Source organism: Methylobacillus gramineus, from assembly GCF_020532675.1.
Classification (GTDB): Bacteria; Pseudomonadota; Gammaproteobacteria; order Burkholderiales; family Methylophilaceae; genus Methylobacillus; species Methylobacillus gramineus.
In genome coordinates, this window is sequence record NZ_JAJAVE010000001.1 from 77,921 (window position 1) to 94,819 (window position 16,899).

Here is a 16,899-nt window from a genome sequence, read left to right on the forward strand (position 1 = left end):
TAGCGTTTACCTGTGTTGAAGGTCTCAATTAAGAGTTAAACATGATAAACAAGATCAGAGAACTGTTTGCCAGCTTTATGCTGTTGGAGCTGCTCAAGGGCATGGCGCTGACCGGGCGCTACTTCTTTGCGCGCAAGATCACCGTGCAGTTCCCCGAAGAACGTACACCGATAAGTCCGCGTTTCCGTGGCCTACATGCCTTGCGCCGTTATCCCAATGGCGAGGAGCGCTGCATTGCCTGCAAGCTGTGCGAGGCGGTGTGTCCTGCGATGGCCATCACCATCGAGTCTGAACAGCGTGAAGACAACACACGCCGTACCACGCGCTATGACATTGATCTGACCAAATGCATTTTTTGCGGATTTTGCGAAGAGTCTTGTCCTGTTGACTCGATTGTCGAAACGCGGATTTTTGATTACCACGGTGAGAAGCGTGGCGACCTGTTATACACCAAGCCCATGTTGCTGGCTGTGGGTGACCAATATGAAACGCAGATTGCGGCTGACCGCGCTGCTGACGCCAAGTACAGGTAAAAACCGCAGCTAAAGAAACACTACAGGAGGAGGAATGTGATGAGGTGAAGATGAAATGTGAGCCACTGCTTTTGGCCGCTTATTTTCATTGCTACTCCGTTACAGAGGTTAAACATGATATTCCAGGATTACGTTTTTTATGCCTTGGCCACCATTCTGCTGTTTGCAGGCTTGCGCGTCATTACTGCCCGTAACCCGGTACATGCCGCGCTATTCTTGGTGCTGGCCTTTTTTACCGCGGCAGGCATCTGGCTCTTGCTGGAAGCTGAGTTTCTCGCCATTGCCTTAGTCTTGGTCTACGTCGGGGCCGTCATGGTGCTGTTCCTGTTTGTGGTCATGATGCTGGATATCAACCTCGACAAATTACGCGAAGGCTTCTGGAACGCCTTGCCTATCGCCTTGCCCATCGGGCTGCTGATGGCGGCGGAAATGATCATGATATTAAGCAGCAAGCATTTCAGCCCGGATATGATGAGTGCTCCAACTCCCCGTCCCGCCGGCTATAGCAATACCGCTGAGCTGGGTCGCCAGCTTTATACAGACTATCTGTTGCCGTTTGAATTGGCTTCAGTTGTGTTGCTGGTGGCGATTGTGGCGGCGATTGCACTGACATTGCGTGAGCGCAAGGATTCCAAGTTCATCGATCCTGCTGCGCAGGTGAGGGTCAAGCGTGCCGACCGCATTCGCATTGTCAGCATGCCCTCAGAAAAAGAAATCACTCCCGAAACACCTGAGCCTGCAGCGGAGAAAAAAAGATGAGTGTCGGACTTTCCCATTACCTGATTCTTGGCTCATTGCTATTCGCCATCAGCATTATTGGCATCTTCCTCAATCGCAAGAATGTGATCGTGTTGTTGATGGCGATTGAGCTGATGCTGCTGGCCGTCAACATGAACTTTATTGCCTTCTCCCATTACCTCAACGATATGGCTGGCCAGGTATTCGTGTTCTTTATCCTGACCGTGGCCGCGGCAGAGTCGGCGATCGGCCTGGCCATTCTGGTCTTGGTATTCCGTAACCTGAAAACCATCAATGTTGATGATCTGGACAGACTGAAAGGTTAACAAGCATGGATATTCAGCCTGTATTTCCAAGCATTTGTATGAGTGCGTGTACCCATGAGTAACGTTCAAAGCCTTTATATCTGGATTCCTTTGTTGCCATTATTCGCGGCAGCGATTGTTGGCCTGTTTGGTCGCAAACTGCCACGAGCCTCCGCGCACTGGATTACGATTGCTGGGGTCGCTGCCGCATTTTCGCTGTCGGTATGCGTATTCATGAATGCGCTGGATGGGCATGTATTCAATGGCGCAGTCTATACCTGGCTAACGAGCGGCGGCAGCCAGTTTGAGGTGGGCTTCCTGGTTGACCGCCTGACCGCCACCATGATGGTCGTGGTGACTTTTGTCTCGCTCATGGTGCATATCTACACCATAGGCTATATGCAGGAAGACCCTGGCTATAGCCGCTTCTTCAGCTATATCTCGCTGTTTACATTTTCCATGCTGATGCTGGTGATGAGTAATAACTTCATGCAGCTTTTCTTCGGCTGGGAAGCGGTGGGCTTGGTGTCCTACCTGTTGATCGGTTTCTGGGTCAAGCGGCCTACTGCAATCTATGCCAACCTCAAGGCCTTCTTGGTCAACCGGGTGGGTGACTTTGGCTTCCTGCTTGGTATTGGCATGGTCTTGTATTACCTGGGTAGCCTGGATTACGCCGCAGTGTTTTCGATTGCGCCACAATTTGCCGATGCCAAAGTCGAGTTGATTCCAGGCACTGAGTGGTCGCTGATGACGGTCATTTGCATCCTGTTGTTTATTGGCGCCATGGGTAAGTCTGCCCAGGTGCCTTTGCATGTTTGGCTGCCTGATTCCATGGAAGGTCCAACGCCTATTTCCGCGCTGATTCATGCCGCCACCATGGTGACAGCAGGCATCTTTATGGTGGCGCGTATGTCGCCGCTGTATGAGCTTTCCACCACTGCACTTTCCTTTGTGTTGGTGATTGGCGCCATTACCGCCTTGTTTATGGGCTTTCTCGGTATCATCCAGAACGATATCAAGCGAGTCGTAGCCTACTCAACCCTTTCCCAATTGGGATATATGACAGTGGCACTGGGCGTATCGGCGTATTCGGTGGCGGTCTTCCATTTGATGACGCATGCCTTCTTCAAGGCCTTGCTTTTCCTTGGTGCAGGCTCGGTGATCATGGGCATGCATCACGAGCAGGATATGCGCAACATGGGTGCTCTGCGTAAATATATGCCTATCACCTGGATTACCTCATTGATTGGATCACTTGCCTTGATTGGCACGCCTTTATTCTCTGGTTTCTATTCCAAGGATTCCATCATAGAGGCGGCAAAGTTTTCACAGATTCCGGGTAGTGGATTTGCCTATTTTGCAGTACTGGCAGGTGTGTTTGTCACAGCGTTTTATTCATTCCGCATGTATTTCCTCGTATTCCACGGCAAGGAAAAGTGGATGCAGGCAACGCATCACGAGCATGAGCAGCATCATGCACATGTAGATGAGCACACCCATACCGATCATGATGACAGCCATGCCAATGACGCGCATGAAGAGCATCACGGCTTGGGGCCTAACGACACACCACATGAGTCTCCATGGGTCGTGACCTTGCCTCTCATTCTGCTGGCGATCCCATCGGTCTTCATCGGCTATTTCGCCATCGAGCCCATGCTGTTTGGCAGCTATTTCCATGACGTCATTTATGTCGATCATGAAGCCCACGGTGTGATGCACATATTGGCTCATCATTTTCATGGTGCAGGTGCCATGGCCTTGCATGGACTGACTTCATTACCGTTCATCCTGGCGGCTTCAGGTGTGGCACTGGCCTGGTTTTTCTACATGAAGCATCCGGATATTCCAGCCGCTATCCGGGCCAGATGTTCGCTGATTGTTTACATTCTTGATAACAAGTATGGCTTTGACAGTTTCAACGAGAAGTTCTTTGCGGCAGGCTCGCGCTTTCTCGGTGGCAAGCTCTGGCACTACGGTGATGTCAAACTGATTGATGGCCTGTTGGTCAACGGCACAGCTAACTTGGTGATACGTCTTGCCGGGGTGGTGCGTCGCCTGCAGACTGGCCTGATTTATCACTATGCCTTTGCCATGATCATAGGCGTGTTTCTCCTGCTCACCTTCTTCATGAAGATATAAAACGCTATGACCGATCTACCAATACTCAGCCTGTCTATCTGGGTGCCTATCGTGGCAGGCTTGCTGGTGCTTTGTACCGGTAGCGACAAAAATGCATCATTGGCACGCTGGCTTGCCCTTGCTGGCAGTATTGCCGGCTTTGCCGTGACTTTGCCTTTGTACCTGGATTTTGATTTTGCCAATGGCGGATTCCAGTTCCAGGAGCGCCTGCAATGGGTACCGGCCTTTAATATTTATTACCACCTTGGGGTAGATGGCATTGCCGTTCCACTGATCTTGCTCACCAGTTTCACCACGTTTATTGTAGTGTTGGCAGGCTGGGAGGTGATCCAGAAGCGGGTGGCACAATACATGGCTTCATTCCTTATCATGTCGGGGATCATGATCGGGGTATTTTCGGCACTGGATGCCATTCTTTATTATATTTTCTGGGAAGCCATGCTGATTCCCATGTTCCTGGTGATTGGTATCTGGGGTGGACCTAATCGTGTTTACGCGACCATCAAGTTCTTCCTTTATACCTTGCTGGGTTCGCTGTTGATGCTGGTTGCATTTATCTACCTCTATCACCAGAGCAATAGTTTCGATATTACTGAGTACTACCGCATGCCGCTGGATCTGCATGTCCAAGTGCTGATATTTATCGCTTTCTTCATGGCGTTTGCCGTGAAAATCCCGATGTGGCCAGTACATACATGGCTGCCCGACGCTCACGTTGAAGCGCCTACCGGTGGCTCGGTAGTGTTGGCGGCGATTGCCCTCAAACTTGGTGGCTATAGCTTCCTGCGTTTTGCCATGCCGATAGCGCCCGATGCTTCGCATTACCTGTCTGGTGTCATGATCACGCTGTCCTTGATTGCGGTGGTCTATATCGCCTTGGTGGCGCTGGTGCAGCAGGACATGAAAAAGCTGATCGCTTATTCCTCAATCTCGCACATGGGGTTTGTCACCCTGGGATTCTTCCTGTTCAATCCTCTTGGATTGGAAGGGGCTATCGTGCAAATGATTTCGCATGGCTTTATCTCTTCAGCCATGTTCCTGTCGGTCGGTGTCTTGTATGACCGCATGCATTCGCGCCAGATTGCTGACTATGGTGGCGTGGTGAACACTATGCCCACTTTTACAGCGTTTGCCGTACTGTTTGCCATGGCCAATGCCGGCTTGCCAGGGACTTCCGGGTTTGTCGGTGAGTTCCTGGTCATCCTTGGCGCCGTGCAGGTCAATTTCTGGTATGCCTTCCTGGCCTCTACTACCTTGATTTTTGGCGCGGCTTATACCTTGTGGATGATCAAGCGGGTCTACTATGGCGAAGTGACCAATACGCATGTGGCCGCGCTGACAGACATCAACCGCCGCGAGTTTCTGATCCTTGGCCTGCTGGCAATTCTGGTGCTTGGTTTTGGTATCTATCCACAGCCCATTACTGAAATGACGCATGCCACCGTCAGCCAGTTGCTTGAGCATATGGCGTCAAGCAAGCTGCCGACCCTGTAATTGTGACGAGAAAACAATCATGAATGCCATTCAATATGACCTGATGACAGCGCTGCCTGAGATATTGGTACTCTGCATGGCCATGTTCATCCTACTGTTGGACCTGTTTTTAAAACCGTCCAACCGCTTCCTGATCTATGTGTTTGCGCAATTGACCTTGCTTGGTGCTGCCGTGCTCACGCTTGCGACCCATGTGCCCGCGGTCGGCTATGCATTTAACGGCTTGTTCGTGGATGATCCATTGGCTGATGTGTTGAAGCTGGGGGTTTATCTCAGCACATCAATCACACTGATTTACACGCGCCAGTACGTGGCGCTACGCGGCATGTTCCGTGGCGAGTTCTATGCGCTGATACTGTTTTCCACGCTGGGCATGATGATCATGGTATCGGGCCAGCATTTCCTCACGCTTTACATGGGTCTTGAGCTGCTTTCTCTCTGTCTCTATGCCCTTGTGGCACTGGATCGAGACAACCCCAATTCAACAGAAGCGGCCATGAAATACTTTGTGCTTGGTGCTTTGGCATCCGGTATGCTGCTTTACGGTATGTCCATGTTGTATGGGGTCACCGGTAGCCTCAATATTTCCGGGGTTGCAGATGCACTGCTGAGCGGTGCACCGGATCATGGGGTACTGGTGCTTGGCCTGGTCTTTATTGTGGCTGGCTTGGCCTTCAAGCTGGGCGCCGCTCCTTTCCAGATGTGGGTGCCTGACGTCTATCACGGCGCGCCTACTGCCATTACGTTGTTCATCGGCTCTGCCACCAAGATTGCTGCCTTTGCCATGGTGATACGCTTGCTGGTACAGGCCCTGTTTGTGCTGGCGGTGGATTGGCAAGGTATGTTGGTGATTATGGCGGTAATGTCGATGATCATCGGCAATATTGCCGCGATTGCCCAGACCAATATCAAGCGTATGCTGGCTTATTCCACCATCTCGCATGTTGGTTTTCTGTTGCTGGGTTTCCTCAGTGCCAGCTTGAATGGTTATGCTTCCGCGACCTTCTATATCCTGTCGTATGTGCTCATGACACTGGCTGGCTTTGGCATGATTTTGCTGTTGAGCCGCAAGGGCTTTGAGGCGGATCGACTCGAGGACCTCAAGGGGCTGAATCAGCGTAGCCCCTGGTATGCTTTCCTGATGCTCATCATCATGTTCTCCATGGCAGGTATCCCGCCCACGCTGGGGTTCTATGCCAAGTTCACCGTGCTACAGTCTGCCTTGCAGGCAGGCTTTGTTACCCTGGTGATATTTGCTGTTCTGATGGCATTGATCGGGGCGTTTTACTATCTGCGTGTGGTCAAATATATGTACTTTGACGAGCCTGAGGATCATAGCCCGATTGTTGCGCCAGTTGACATGAAGCTGGTCTTGAGTATTAATGCTATCGGTTTACTCATTCTTGGCATGTTGCCGCAACGTCTTATGGATGTTTGCGCTTATGCCATTATTCATAGCATTCAATAGATAGATGACAATCACCATACTTCTGCTGCTGGCCTTGCTGGCGGCAAACCTGCCATGGTTTTCCGGGCGCCTGTTATACCTGATTCCACTCAAGCACAAGTCAGTGGGCTGGTGTCTTTTGGAACTGGTTATTTTGTATTTTGTGGTAGGGGCGATTGCGATTGCCGTCGAGCGCTCTAGCGTAGGTCAGGTCGCCGAGCGACACTGGGAGTTTTATGCGATTACCTTCAGCCTGTTTGTGGTATTTGCGTTTCCTGGGTTCGTTTATCGTTATTTCTGGCGCAAACACTGAATATGACAAGTCATCACCCTGATCCGCACGATCTGACCGAAACCACTATCTCATCTGAAACGATCGCACAGGGCGGTATGCTGCTGGTGAAACGTGACCAGGTACGCATTCCTTCAGGGGCTATCAGTCAGCGTGAATACGTTATACATCCAGGTGCTGTGGTGGTGATCCCTTTACTGGAAAATGGCAATCTGTTGCTTGAACGGCAGTTTCGCTATCCCTTGCATCAAGTCTTCATCGAACTCCCTGCAGGCAAGATAGATGCAGGTGAGCCGCACTTGCGCACTGGTCAGCGCGAGTTGCTGGAAGAGACGGGATACAGCGCCAGAGAGTGGATATATCTCGGTTTGCAGCATCCTTGTATTGGTTATTCCGATGAAGTTATTCATATCTATCTTGCCCGTGACCTTCAGGCCGGGGAGCACAATCGGGATGAAGACGAGGCATTGCAGCTGTTTGAAGCGAGCCTTGAAGAATGTCTGGACATGGTGCGTAGGGGGGAGTTGACCGATGGCAAAACCATCGTGGCGCTATTTCGTGCCGAGAAATTCCTGCAGGGTAGCTGGCCTGCAGAGACAGTTGAAGCGTCGGTGCCATGAGTCACGTATTGATTGCAGGTTGCGGAGACCTAGGGCTGGATCTGTTGCGCAGGTTACGTGCGAACGCATTTGAAGTCACTGGCTTGCGTCGCTCTTTGCAGTCCTTGCCCGAGGGCGCGCAATTGCTTCAGGCTGATGTCACAGAGCCTGAAGGGCTCTCAGCCCTTGCTGCGCTAAAAGTCGACATCCTGGTCTACTGTGTAGCTGCCACTGAGCATTCTGACGAGGGTTATCGCGCAAGCTACGTTGATGGACTCAGAAATGTCTTGCAAGCGCTGGATCCCGTCACACTCAAGCATGTGTTCTTTGTGTCTAGTACCAGCGTTTATGGTCAGGAGACGGATCAGCTGCTTGACGAGAATTCACCCACCCTTGCCTCGGAGTTTAGTGGCAAGCGTATGCTGGAAGCGGAGGCCTTACTCCAGGATTATCCTTCCACCATATTGCGTTTCTCCGGTATTTATGGCCCAGGGCGGCGTCGCATGATAGAGCTTGCACAGGATCCCAAGCGCTGGCCTGCGAGAAACGGCTGGACCAATCGCATCCATAGAGACGATGGCGCAGCATTTATTCTATTTTTGATCGAGAAATTACAGAGTCAGCAAACAGTGGAGCGAATGTATCTAGTCACAGATAAAGAACCGCTTCCCCTCTATGAGTTGCTCACTTGGTTGGCAAAACAGCAGCAAGTTGACATTCCTTCGCTGGAAATTCCGGCGGTGGCGGGTAATAAACGCCTCGATAACCAACGCATGTTGGCGAGTGGATATCGGTTTATTTACCCCGATTATCGGGCAGGATATAGCGCTTTATTACGCTAAATTGTTTCAAGCCAATTTACCTGATTTTCAGACTAACGCCATGAACTAACACTTCATGGCGTTTTTTATTGCGCGTCGCTCTTACGTGAATTCCTTAGTCGTGTCGGGTGTTATTCCCGAGTTGTATGCGGCCTATCGCATTGCCTAAACAGCAGCTTAGCCATCTTCTCTCAATCTGATTCTACCAAGATAGCCGTGATATCTGCCTCTGAATGTGAATAAGGCATGTACGGTATGTGAATACTTTCCTTTCTAATAGGGAATCTTTCATCTGTTGCATTTGTTACAAATTGTTAAAAATTGTTTCCGCCGAGTAACAACCGATCGGCAGGGAGTTTGTAATCAAACCAGAATGAGGAGAAGTATATGAAAGGCAGAGTAACCAACGTCGGTATCGGCGCTGCTGTCGGCAGTTTGCTAGTACTTGCGACGATGCAAGGTGCTCAGGCAAATTCAGGCGTGCAGGAATTGACCAAGAATGCAGATAACTGGGCCTTGCAAACTGGTAATTATACCGGACAGCACAATAGTACGTTGAATCAAATCAACAGAGGCAATGTTAAGAATCTGAAGGCAGCATGGTCATTCTCAACCGGTGTGTTGAATGGTCACGAAGGTGCGCCATTGGTGATTGGCGACATGATGTACATTCATAGTGCCTTCCCTAACAACACATACGCTGTTAACTTGAATGATCCAGGTGTTATTGCTTGGCAACACAAGCCTAAGCAAATTGCATCAGTTAAAGCTGTTGCTTGTTGCGATATCGTTGACCGTGGTTTGGCATACGGCGATGGCAAAATTATCAAGAAGCAACTGGATGGTAAATTGCTTGCTCTGGATGCTAAGAGCGGCAAGATCGTCTGGGAAATCGAAGTTTGTGATCCTAAGGTTGGCTCTACACTGACTCAAGCTCCATTCGTCATCAAGAACACTGTTCTGATTGGCTGTTCCGGTGCTGAGCTGGGTGTTCGTGGTGCGGTTAATGCCTTCAATCTGAAAACTGGTGAACTGCAATGGCGTGCTTTTGCAACTGGTCCTGATGAAGAAGTTAAGCTGGCTAAGAACTTCAATAGCGACAATCCACACTATGGTCAATTTGGCCTGGGTCTGAAGACTTGGGAAGGTGATGCATGGAAAATCGGTGGTGGTACTAACTGGGGTTGGTATGCTTACGATCCTAAGCTGAACCTGTTCTACTACGGTTCTGGTAACCCAGCGCCATGGAATGAAACTATGCGTCCTGGTGACAACAAGTGGACCATGACCATCTGGGCACGTGATCTGGATACAGGTGAAGCTAAATGGGGCTACCAAAAGACTCCTCACGATGAGTGGGACTTTGCTGGTGTGAACCAAATGATCCTTTCCGATCACAAAGTTGACGGCAAGGTTACTCCTTTGCTGACTCACATTGACCGTAACGGCATCATGTACACCCTTAACCGTGACAACGGTAACTTGATCCAGGCTGCTAAGGTTGATCCAGCAGTGAACGTGTTCAAGAAGGTGGATCTGAAGACTGGTACTCCAGTTCGTGATCCAGAGTTCAGTACACGTATGGACCACAAGAGCACCAATGTTTGTCCTTCTGCGATGGGCTTCCATAACCAAGGTCTAGATGCTTTGGATCTGGATGAACCAATTGTTTACGCTGGTCTGAACCACATTTGTATGGATTGGGAGCCGTTCATGCTGCCATACCGTGCAGGTCAGTTCTTCGTTGGCGCAACTCTGGCTATGTACCCTGGACCTAGCGGCCCAACCAAGAAGGAAATGGGTCAAGTACGTGCCATGGACATCGTGACTGGTAAGTACAAGTGGACTAAGTGGGAGAAGTTTGCTGTTTGGGGCGGTACTTTAGCTACCAAGGGCGGCCTCGTTGCTTACAACACGCTTGATGGCTATATCAAGACTCTTGATAAAGACAATGGTAAGGAACTCTGGAAGTTCAAGATGCCTTCTGGTGGTATCGGTGCTCCAATGACTTATCAGTTCAAGGGTAAGCAATACATCGGTTCTATGTACGGTGTAGGCGGTTGGCCTGGTGTTGGTCTGGTATTTGACTTGACTGACCCAAGTGCTGGTCTGGGTGCTGTAGGTGCCTTCAAGGAACTGCAGAACCACACTCAAATGGGCGGCGGCCTGATGGTATTCAGCCTGTAATTGATTTATAGCTGATGTCATGTTCCGGGGCGGCTTGGCTGCCCCGGTATTTAAGTTGAACGGTTTTTTTGGAATTAAGCACACATGCATATTGTTAATAAGAAATCCTGTATTACTGGTCTTAAAGCTGTTTTGCTTGGTGTTGCTGGAATGATGGCTTTCCAGGCAAATGCCGCAGATGAGCTGAAAGTTTGTGCGGGTAAGGATGAGATGCCTTACTCAAACGACAAGCAGGAGGGGTTTGAAAACGACATCGCAAAGGTGCTGGGCAAGGCGCTGAATCGCAAGGTGAGTTTTACATACTGGTCCGATGCACGTTATGCCGTCAGGGATTTTCTTGACAAAAAACGATGTGATGTATTGCTGGGTTTGGATAAGGGCGATCCTCGCGTTCTTAATACCAAGTCTTATTACAAGTCTGGCTATGTGTTTGTGACACGCCAAGACCGAGAAATTGATATTGCCTCATGGGATCATCCCTACCTTAAAGAGCGTACTTTCCGCATAGGAGTTTTGCCTGATAGTCCTGGCAAAAACATGCTGCTGGAACTTAACCGCTTTGATGACATGTTCGACTATCAAGTCGAGTTGACCGATTTTAAATCCACACGCAATCGTTACGTCAAGATTGATGAGCGCAAGCTGGTGGATGATGTTGTGAGTATGCATTTGCATGCTGCTGCTTTATGGGCGCCATCAGTGTCGCGTTATGTGCATGATTCCAAGACGCCTCTGAAAATGGTGTTGATTGAGGATAATGCGACACGCGCCAATGGCGGCAAGATACCAATGCAGTATGAAGTAGTGATGGGTGTACGTCTTGGTGATGAAGCTCTAAAAGAGGAGCTGGACAAGGCGATTGCATCGAATCAAAAAGAGATTAATGCGATTCTTGAGAAAGAAAGTATTCCTCTCTTGCCAATCTAGTTTTTTTGTAACTCCGGGGTAGTAAATGTTTAAAAAATTAGCAGTAGTAAGTGGTTTGAGTGTTTTTCTTGCTTCAGGCTTTGCTCTGATGCCAGCCCAGGCTGATCTTGATTTTAGAGGAACTCTTTCTGGTGAGCCATTGGATCTCACTGGTGAGAAAGAAACTCCAGCGTTCAAGGAATTCAAGAACACCGGCGTGAATCCGTACAACGGGAAGCAGGAAGATGTCAATAAAGGTTATGTGATTTTTTCAACCGCATGTTCGGGTTGTCATGGTCACTTGGCTGAAGGTAAGTTAGGCCCTGCATTGAGTGATGATTACTGGACTTATCCAAGTAATCTTGAAGACAAAGGCCTGTTTGAAACTATTTACGGCGGCGCAGCCGGCATGATGGGGCCGCAACAAGGTTTGCTTGAAGCTGATGAAATTCTGCATGTTATGAGTTGGGTGAGAGCTTTGCAGAATGATCCAGAAAAAGCGAAGAAAGCTGTAGAAACATCTGAACGTCGCAATGGTTAAGCAAATTTAGCCGTGCTCAGGAATTCTGCCGGGATGCTGACTGGTGGCACCCGGCGGATTAAGTAGTACCACCAGCAACCATAACACAAGGAGATATCAATGAAACGCGTTTTGACATTAGTAGCAACCGTAGGTGCGATGGTTGCCTCTGGATTGGCTTTTTCATATGACGGCCAAACCTGTAAAGAAGCTGGTAACTGCTGGCAAGCTAAACCTGGCTATCCAGAAAAGATTGCTGGTTCCAAGTACGATCCTAAGCATGATGCTGCTGAACTGAGCAAGCAAGAAGCTGCTATCAAGGCAATTGATGAGCGTAACGCTAAGCGTATCGCTAATGCAAAAGCAACTGGCACATTCAAGTTTGATGTGAAGTAAGTTTGCTTCATGGAAAAAGCTGATGCTCTTACGGGCATCAGCTTTTTTACTGTGGTTTATTTAAATCATATTTCCTCAAGTGTAATTCAAATAAATCTTCAGTCAGCAGGACATACGACATCATGCAAGAACACATTAATCTGAATGAGTGGCGGGAACGAGCTCTTGGTTTTGAACAGGCCACCAATAAAGTGGTGCTGGGCCTGGAAAAACAAGTCAGGGCACTGACCATTGCGATTTTTTCTCGTGGACATGTATTGCTGGAAGGAGACGTCGGTGTTGGTAAGACTACACTCTTAAAAGCAGCCTCAAGGTTGCTGGGCGGGTCTTACCAGCGGATTGAGGGGGCAATTGATCTGATGCCTGGTGATTTCCTCTACCACGCATATATTGACCAAAATGGCCAGCCTGCGGTAGCACCAGGGCCTTTGCTGCGACATGAAGAAAATCTGGCCGTATTCTTTTTCAACGAAATTAACCGTGCCCGCCCTCAAGCTCACTCCTTGCTTTTACGCCTGATGGCTGAGCGCAGTGTGAATGCATTTAACCGCGATTACTCCTTTCCACACTTGACTGTGTTTGCTGACCGTAATCGTCTTGAGCGCGAAGAAACGTTTGAATTACCTGCTGCCGCACGTGACCGGTTCTTTATGGAAATTTCCGTGTTTGCACCTGATGACAAAGAATTGCAGCGTGATCTGATGTTCAGTACACGCTTTCATGATGCGGATGCATTGATTAATACGCTTGAGCAAGGCTTGGTTCCTTATGATCAATTGAATGCTGTGTCTGAGGTGATTCAGGAAACTGTACGCGCTGAGTTGGCGCTTCAGGATTATGCAGTGAATCTCTGGCGCGCCTTGCGTAATCCGGTGGAAGCTGGTGTCGAGATTGAGGATGTGGATGTCAGCCGCTTGGTGGCTGGTGGTGCCAGTCCACGCGGGATGGCTATGTTGATGCGCGCAGCGCGCACTCGAGCCTGGCTGGAAGGCAGGGATTATCTGACACCGGATGATATTCGGGCCGTATTCCAGGACACCGTTGGACATCGCGTATTCTTTACCCCTGCTTATGAGTTGCGCCGAGACCAAATTGCACCGGCGTTACTTGAGAGCGTCTTGAACAAGACTCCTGCACCTTAAACGGTCTGGCAGGCTTATTTTGACAAGCTTTACACCACAGGAATTTTATTACCGCCTGCACTGGCGAGCACGAGGTGCACAACCTGGCTCTCATGCGACACGCACGCCTGGCAGCGGGGCGGATTTCGCTGGGCACGTTCCTTTTATGGATAATCCAGATCCCCGTCGTCTTGATTTACGTGCGAGTTTGCGCGTGATTCCCCGGCGTTATGTGGTGCGGTCCTTTTATGAGCGCGGTGCGATTGTCGTATATGCCTTGCTGGATACCTCAACCTCCATGCGTTTCGCCGGCAATGTAGAGAAGAAAAAGCTGGTGGCAGATATCACGGCCGCTATTGCCTGGTCTTCTACTCGCAGTGGTGATGCTTTTTCCCTTGTGGCTTGTGATGATGTTGTACGACAGGATTTGTTTTCTCCGCCCTCGACCAGGCGTGGTATCGCTCAAGAAGTTCACAAGAAGCTACTGGCAGCAGAAATAAGCCCGCAGGTTGGGGCCCAGGCATTGCCTTATGCGACTGAACAGCTGAGAGCAAGCCGCTCGCTGGTATTCCTGATTTCTGATTTTCATCTGGATGAAGATTTGCTCACGCGTACATTGTCCGCATTTTCTGCTCATGATGTAGTCCCGGTCGTGCTCTGGGATAGTAGCGAGTATAAAGATCTTCCCAGTTGGGGGTGGGCGAGGGTAAGGGATATGGAGGGGGGCGGTGACCGGTCTCTATTCCTGCGCGGAAGTCTTACCAGGCAGATCCAGCAGCGATATTTGCAGCGCAAGGATGACTTGAAAGCCCTTTGTCGCAAATTTGGCGCACGCGCACCGTTTTTTGTTGAAGATAAATTTGATGCCGGATTGCTGACGCGACATCTATTGGAGCTGAGTTGATGCTACGTTTATTGTTACCTTTGTTATTACTCGCATTGCCAGTATTTGCTGCCGAGAAAAGCATCAATGCCCAGTCTTTTGTCCGGGATGTGGGTTATCGCGTCGGTGATGTTGTGCAGCAGCGGGTTGAAGTTATCACGCCTGAAGGTTATCTGCTTGATGAGTCATCCCTACCCAAGAAGCTAGGTGCAGGTGCGCATATTGAATTACGCAATGTCGCTATCCAGACCAGTGAGTCTGCTGAAAAAGTTAAACATGTGCTTAACTTCGAATGGCAGGTATTCCGTACCCTGCGGGATGTCCGTGTCATTCCATTGCGCACGCTGGAACTCAACTTCCGCAAAGGCGATGAGGTATTAGTGGCGAGGTTACAGGCCGCAGAAATCCTGATGGCACCCATGTTACCCACCATGCTGACCAAGGAGCAAGCGACCCCACGTGAGGCAATTGAGCCTCAGCCACAAGCATGGCAACCTATCTTGCAGCAATTCGGATTGGCTATTGCAGGCCTGTTGATTACCGCACTTTATTTTGCCTGGCGCTTTGATTATTTACCTTTCCTCGGTAAACGCACTTCGCCGTTCCGCCAAGCTGCCAGAGATATACGTCGTACTCGCAAGAGCAGTGCGGACACTGCCAATGTGCAGTCCGCGATGCGCATACTGAGCCGTGCGTTCAATACTTATGCCAAGGCTTCGGTCACCTATGAAAGTCTGTCGCCCCTGTTTGCATCCCATCCTGAATTACACGGTCAGCAAAGAGAGATTGAACAATTCTTTATGGCGACACAACAGGTGTTTTTTGCCGGAAAAACTGATGCCATGACCCAAGTTCAGGTTGAGAAGCTAGCAAGGCAGCTCAGCCTGCTGGAGACTCCGTGAACGAGTTTTTGCAAAGTACAGGGGCCGGGTTGCAATCGCCAGGCTGGTTGGTTCTGCTGCTATTGGCTTTATTACCTTTGGTGGTACGCGGGCATGCAGCGTTTCCTTACCCCTCTGTTTCCAGATTGCCTGAAGACGAGCTTTCTCTGTGGATAGAACGCTTCTGGCGCTGGTCTGGTGCCTTGGCAATTGCGACCTTGGCCGTGGCTATGTCGGGTCCGTATTGGGGCGAGCAGCAAATGGAAAAAGTCGGTCGCGGTGCTCACGTCATGATCGTATTGGATCGAAGTGCCAGTATGAATGACAGCTTTGCCGATACGCGCACCAAGAATGATGAATCCAAGATGGCAGCGGCTCGACGAGTATTGCAATCATTTGTCGGTAAAAGTCGCGAAGATTTGCTGGGAATGGTGACATTCAGTACCTCACCTATTCTTGTAGCCCCGCTGGGTGGTGACCGTGAGGCAGTATTGGCGGCGCTACGTGCCACTGAAGCTGGAGGGATGGGATTCACAGCGGTCGCACGTGGACTTGGGATGGCACTCGATTATTTTGAGGGCAGGCCAGTGACAGGCGCGCGCGCGATCTTGCTGGTGTCTGACGGTGGTGCGCATTTGGATGTAAAAACGCAGGATATGTTGCGAGAAATGTTTCATCGACAAGGCGCCTCCTTGTATTGGGTATATTTGCGCTCTGCTAATGGTGCCAGCCTCAAAGATGCGCCTGAGGATGAAAACCGCGATGCTTTCCCTGAATATCAATTGCATGAGTATTTTCAATCACTGGGTGTGAACTACCACGTGTATGAGGCAGAAAGTCCACAGGCGGTTGAAGATGCATTGGCAGATATTGCACGCTTGAAAAACCAGCCGGTCAAATATTATGAAGCATCTGCCCGACAGGATTTAAGCTGGATTTTTTATTTAATCGCGTTGCTTTGTACTGCAGCGCTCTTTGCCTTACACCTGACGGAGGTTAAAAGATGGCGCGCCGTTTAAGGCTATTTCCATGGATGTTGTTATTGTCGGTGCTGTCTTTGGCAGTATTGGTATGGAGTGGTGTGGAGCTATATAAGGCGCATATTTATAACCGCACACTGGCTGCTGATGAAATGCAGGCAGGGAAGTCTGCTAAAGAATTATTTGCCAATGCCTGGCGATTAGCGAATAAAGGACAGACTGACAAGGCATTGGAGCTTTACGTTGAAGCGGCTGCGAAAGGGGATGATGCCCTGCGTAAAGCGGCTTATTTCAATTCAGGTAATCTGTATTTAAGCCAGAGTGTGGAAATCCTTGAGGGTGAAGGCTATGTCGCCTGGGACAAAGTGGGGCCTTTGATGTCTTTGTGCAAGGAAAACTACAGCAAGGCGCTGCTGATAGATCCTGAATGGATAGACGCAAAATACAATCTTGAGCTGGCTTTAAGGCTTTCTCCGTCATTTGCCGGGGTGAAGACGCCTAACCGCTATAACGAAGATGACGACGATATTGATGAGGCAGAGAAGCGCCCTGATGGCTGGCCTTCGATTCCTGGTTTTCCTAGAGGGATGCCCTGATTTTGCATCGCTTCAAATTGTCTAGCCTGAATATACGCGGGCGGTTGATGCTGCTAAC

General features: G+C 49.8%; 18 protein-coding genes. All 18 read left to right on the forward strand.

Going from position 1 to position 16,899, the window contains the following annotated elements; all coding sequences use genetic code 11:
* Positions 1-41: 41 nt before the first annotated feature.
* The 18 genes from nuoI (at position 42) to LG201_RS00435 (ending at position 16,841) form a co-directional block, all read left to right on the forward strand.
* Entirely contained in the window at positions 42-533 is a 492-nt protein-coding gene (gene nuoI / locus LG201_RS00350; protein WP_226770204.1) for an NADH-quinone oxidoreductase subunit NuoI, read from the forward strand.
* A gap of 114 nt (positions 534-647) precedes the next feature.
* The gene (locus tag LG201_RS00355; protein WP_226770205.1) at positions 648-1,292 is read left to right on the forward strand and encodes an NADH-quinone oxidoreductase subunit J; all 645 of its coding nucleotides are present in this window, start codon (positions 648-650) and stop codon (positions 1,290-1,292) included.
* Positions 1,289-1,597, forward strand: coding sequence for an NADH-quinone oxidoreductase subunit NuoK (gene nuoK, locus LG201_RS00360; RefSeq protein WP_226770206.1), 309 nt, complete (start codon positions 1,289-1,291; stop codon positions 1,595-1,597). The genes LG201_RS00355 and nuoK overlap by 4 nt, the downstream gene beginning before the upstream one ends.
* Positions 1,598-1,651: 54 nt before the next feature.
* On the forward strand, positions 1,652-3,718 hold the full coding sequence (gene nuoL, locus LG201_RS00365; protein ID WP_226770207.1) for an NADH-quinone oxidoreductase subunit L: 2,067 nt from the start codon (positions 1,652-1,654) through the stop codon (positions 3,716-3,718).
* A 6-nt stretch (positions 3,719-3,724) separates the two neighbouring features.
* A complete protein-coding gene (locus LG201_RS00370) occupies positions 3,725-5,212 on the forward strand; it encodes an NADH-quinone oxidoreductase subunit M (protein WP_226770208.1) in 1,488 nt (495 codons plus the stop codon).
* A gap of 19 nt (positions 5,213-5,231) precedes the next feature.
* Positions 5,232-6,680 (forward strand): NADH-quinone oxidoreductase subunit NuoN, encoded by a 1,449-nt coding sequence (nuoN, locus tag LG201_RS00375; RefSeq protein ID WP_226770209.1) that lies wholly within the window; start codon positions 5,232-5,234, stop codon positions 6,678-6,680.
* 4 nt (positions 6,681-6,684) lie between these two features.
* Entirely contained in the window at positions 6,685-6,972 is a 288-nt protein-coding gene (locus tag LG201_RS00380) for a DUF2818 family protein (protein ID WP_226770210.1), read from the forward strand.
* A gap of 2 nt (positions 6,973-6,974) precedes the next feature.
* On the forward strand, positions 6,975-7,571 hold the full coding sequence (locus LG201_RS00385; protein ID WP_226770211.1) for an NUDIX domain-containing protein: 597 nt from the start codon (positions 6,975-6,977) through the stop codon (positions 7,569-7,571).
* Positions 7,568-8,392 carry an NAD-dependent epimerase/dehydratase family protein gene (locus LG201_RS00390; RefSeq protein ID WP_226770212.1) on the forward strand — a complete coding sequence of 275 codons (825 nt, stop codon included), beginning with the start codon at positions 7,568-7,570 and terminating at the stop codon, positions 8,390-8,392. Before LG201_RS00385 ends, LG201_RS00390 begins: the two co-directional genes overlap by 4 nt.
* Positions 8,393-8,758: 366 nt before the next feature.
* A complete protein-coding gene (locus tag LG201_RS00395; protein WP_226770213.1) occupies positions 8,759-10,558 on the forward strand; it encodes a methanol/ethanol family PQQ-dependent dehydrogenase in 1,800 nt (599 codons plus the stop codon).
* An 84-nt stretch (positions 10,559-10,642) separates the two neighbouring features.
* Positions 10,643-11,485, forward strand: a complete 843-nt coding sequence (moxJ, locus tag LG201_RS00400) for a methanol oxidation system protein MoxJ (RefSeq protein WP_226770214.1) — start codon at positions 10,643-10,645, stop codon at positions 11,483-11,485.
* A 25-nt stretch (positions 11,486-11,510) separates the two neighbouring features.
* Positions 11,511-12,005: a cytochrome c(L), periplasmic gene (moxG, locus tag LG201_RS00405; protein WP_226770215.1), complete on the forward strand. Its 495-nt coding sequence runs from the start codon at positions 11,511-11,513 to the stop codon at positions 12,003-12,005.
* A 99-nt stretch (positions 12,006-12,104) separates the two neighbouring features.
* Positions 12,105-12,380 carry a methanol dehydrogenase [cytochrome c] subunit gene (locus LG201_RS00410; protein WP_226757189.1) on the forward strand — a complete coding sequence of 92 codons (276 nt, stop codon included), beginning with the start codon at positions 12,105-12,107 and terminating at the stop codon, positions 12,378-12,380.
* A 122-nt stretch (positions 12,381-12,502) separates the two neighbouring features.
* Complete coding sequence (locus LG201_RS00415; protein ID WP_226770216.1) at positions 12,503-13,522, forward strand: AAA family ATPase; 1,020 nt, start codon at positions 12,503-12,505, stop codon at positions 13,520-13,522.
* Positions 13,523-13,541: 19 nt separating this feature from the next.
* Entirely contained in the window at positions 13,542-14,405 is an 864-nt protein-coding gene (locus tag LG201_RS00420; RefSeq protein WP_226770217.1) for a DUF58 domain-containing protein, read from the forward strand.
* Entirely contained in the window at positions 14,405-15,286 is an 882-nt protein-coding gene (locus LG201_RS00425; RefSeq protein ID WP_226770218.1) for a hypothetical protein, read from the forward strand. The genes LG201_RS00420 and LG201_RS00425 overlap by 1 nt, the downstream gene beginning before the upstream one ends.
* Positions 15,283-16,284 carry a vWA domain-containing protein gene (locus LG201_RS00430; RefSeq protein WP_226770219.1) on the forward strand — a complete coding sequence of 334 codons (1,002 nt, stop codon included), beginning with the start codon at positions 15,283-15,285 and terminating at the stop codon, positions 16,282-16,284. The genes LG201_RS00425 and LG201_RS00430 overlap by 4 nt, the downstream gene beginning before the upstream one ends.
* Positions 16,269-16,841, forward strand: coding sequence for a hypothetical protein (locus tag LG201_RS00435; protein WP_226770220.1), 573 nt, complete (start codon positions 16,269-16,271; stop codon positions 16,839-16,841). Before LG201_RS00430 ends, LG201_RS00435 begins: the two co-directional genes overlap by 16 nt.
* The last annotated feature ends 58 nt before the right edge of the window (positions 16,842-16,899 follow it).

Bases quoted from the DNA above. Each gene is read 5' to 3' on its own strand.
- LG201_RS00410 (WP_226757189.1), top strand. From the start codon at position 12,105: ATGAAACGCGTTTTGACATTAGTAGCAACCGTAGGTGCGATGGTTGCC.
- moxJ (WP_226770214.1), top strand. From the start codon at position 10,643: ATGCATATTGTTAATAAGAAATCCTGTATTACTGGTCTTAAAGCTGTT.
- LG201_RS00385 (WP_226770211.1), top strand. From the start codon at position 6,975: ATGACAAGTCATCACCCTGATCCGCACGATCTGACCGAAACCACTATC.
- LG201_RS00395 (WP_226770213.1), top strand. From the start codon at position 8,759: ATGAAAGGCAGAGTAACCAACGTCGGTATCGGCGCTGCTGTCGGCAGT.
- nuoK (WP_226770206.1), top strand. From the start codon at position 1,289: ATGAGTGTCGGACTTTCCCATTACCTGATTCTTGGCTCATTGCTATTC.
- LG201_RS00425 (WP_226770218.1), top strand. From the start codon at position 14,405: ATGCTACGTTTATTGTTACCTTTGTTATTACTCGCATTGCCAGTATTT.
- LG201_RS00380 (WP_226770210.1), top strand. From the start codon at position 6,685: ATGACAATCACCATACTTCTGCTGCTGGCCTTGCTGGCGGCAAACCTG.
- LG201_RS00435 (WP_226770220.1), top strand. From the start codon at position 16,269: ATGGCGCGCCGTTTAAGGCTATTTCCATGGATGTTGTTATTGTCGGTG.
- LG201_RS00415 (WP_226770216.1), top strand. From the start codon at position 12,503: ATGCAAGAACACATTAATCTGAATGAGTGGCGGGAACGAGCTCTTGGT.
- nuoN (WP_226770209.1), top strand. From the start codon at position 5,232: ATGAATGCCATTCAATATGACCTGATGACAGCGCTGCCTGAGATATTG.
- LG201_RS00370 (WP_226770208.1), top strand. From the start codon at position 3,725: ATGACCGATCTACCAATACTCAGCCTGTCTATCTGGGTGCCTATCGTG.
- nuoL (WP_226770207.1), top strand. From the start codon at position 1,652: ATGAGTAACGTTCAAAGCCTTTATATCTGGATTCCTTTGTTGCCATTA.
- LG201_RS00390 (WP_226770212.1), top strand. From the start codon at position 7,568: ATGAGTCACGTATTGATTGCAGGTTGCGGAGACCTAGGGCTGGATCTG.
- moxG (WP_226770215.1), top strand. From the start codon at position 11,511: ATGTTTAAAAAATTAGCAGTAGTAAGTGGTTTGAGTGTTTTTCTTGCT.
- LG201_RS00355 (WP_226770205.1), top strand. From the start codon at position 648: ATGATATTCCAGGATTACGTTTTTTATGCCTTGGCCACCATTCTGCTG.
- nuoI (WP_226770204.1), top strand. From the start codon at position 42: ATGATAAACAAGATCAGAGAACTGTTTGCCAGCTTTATGCTGTTGGAG.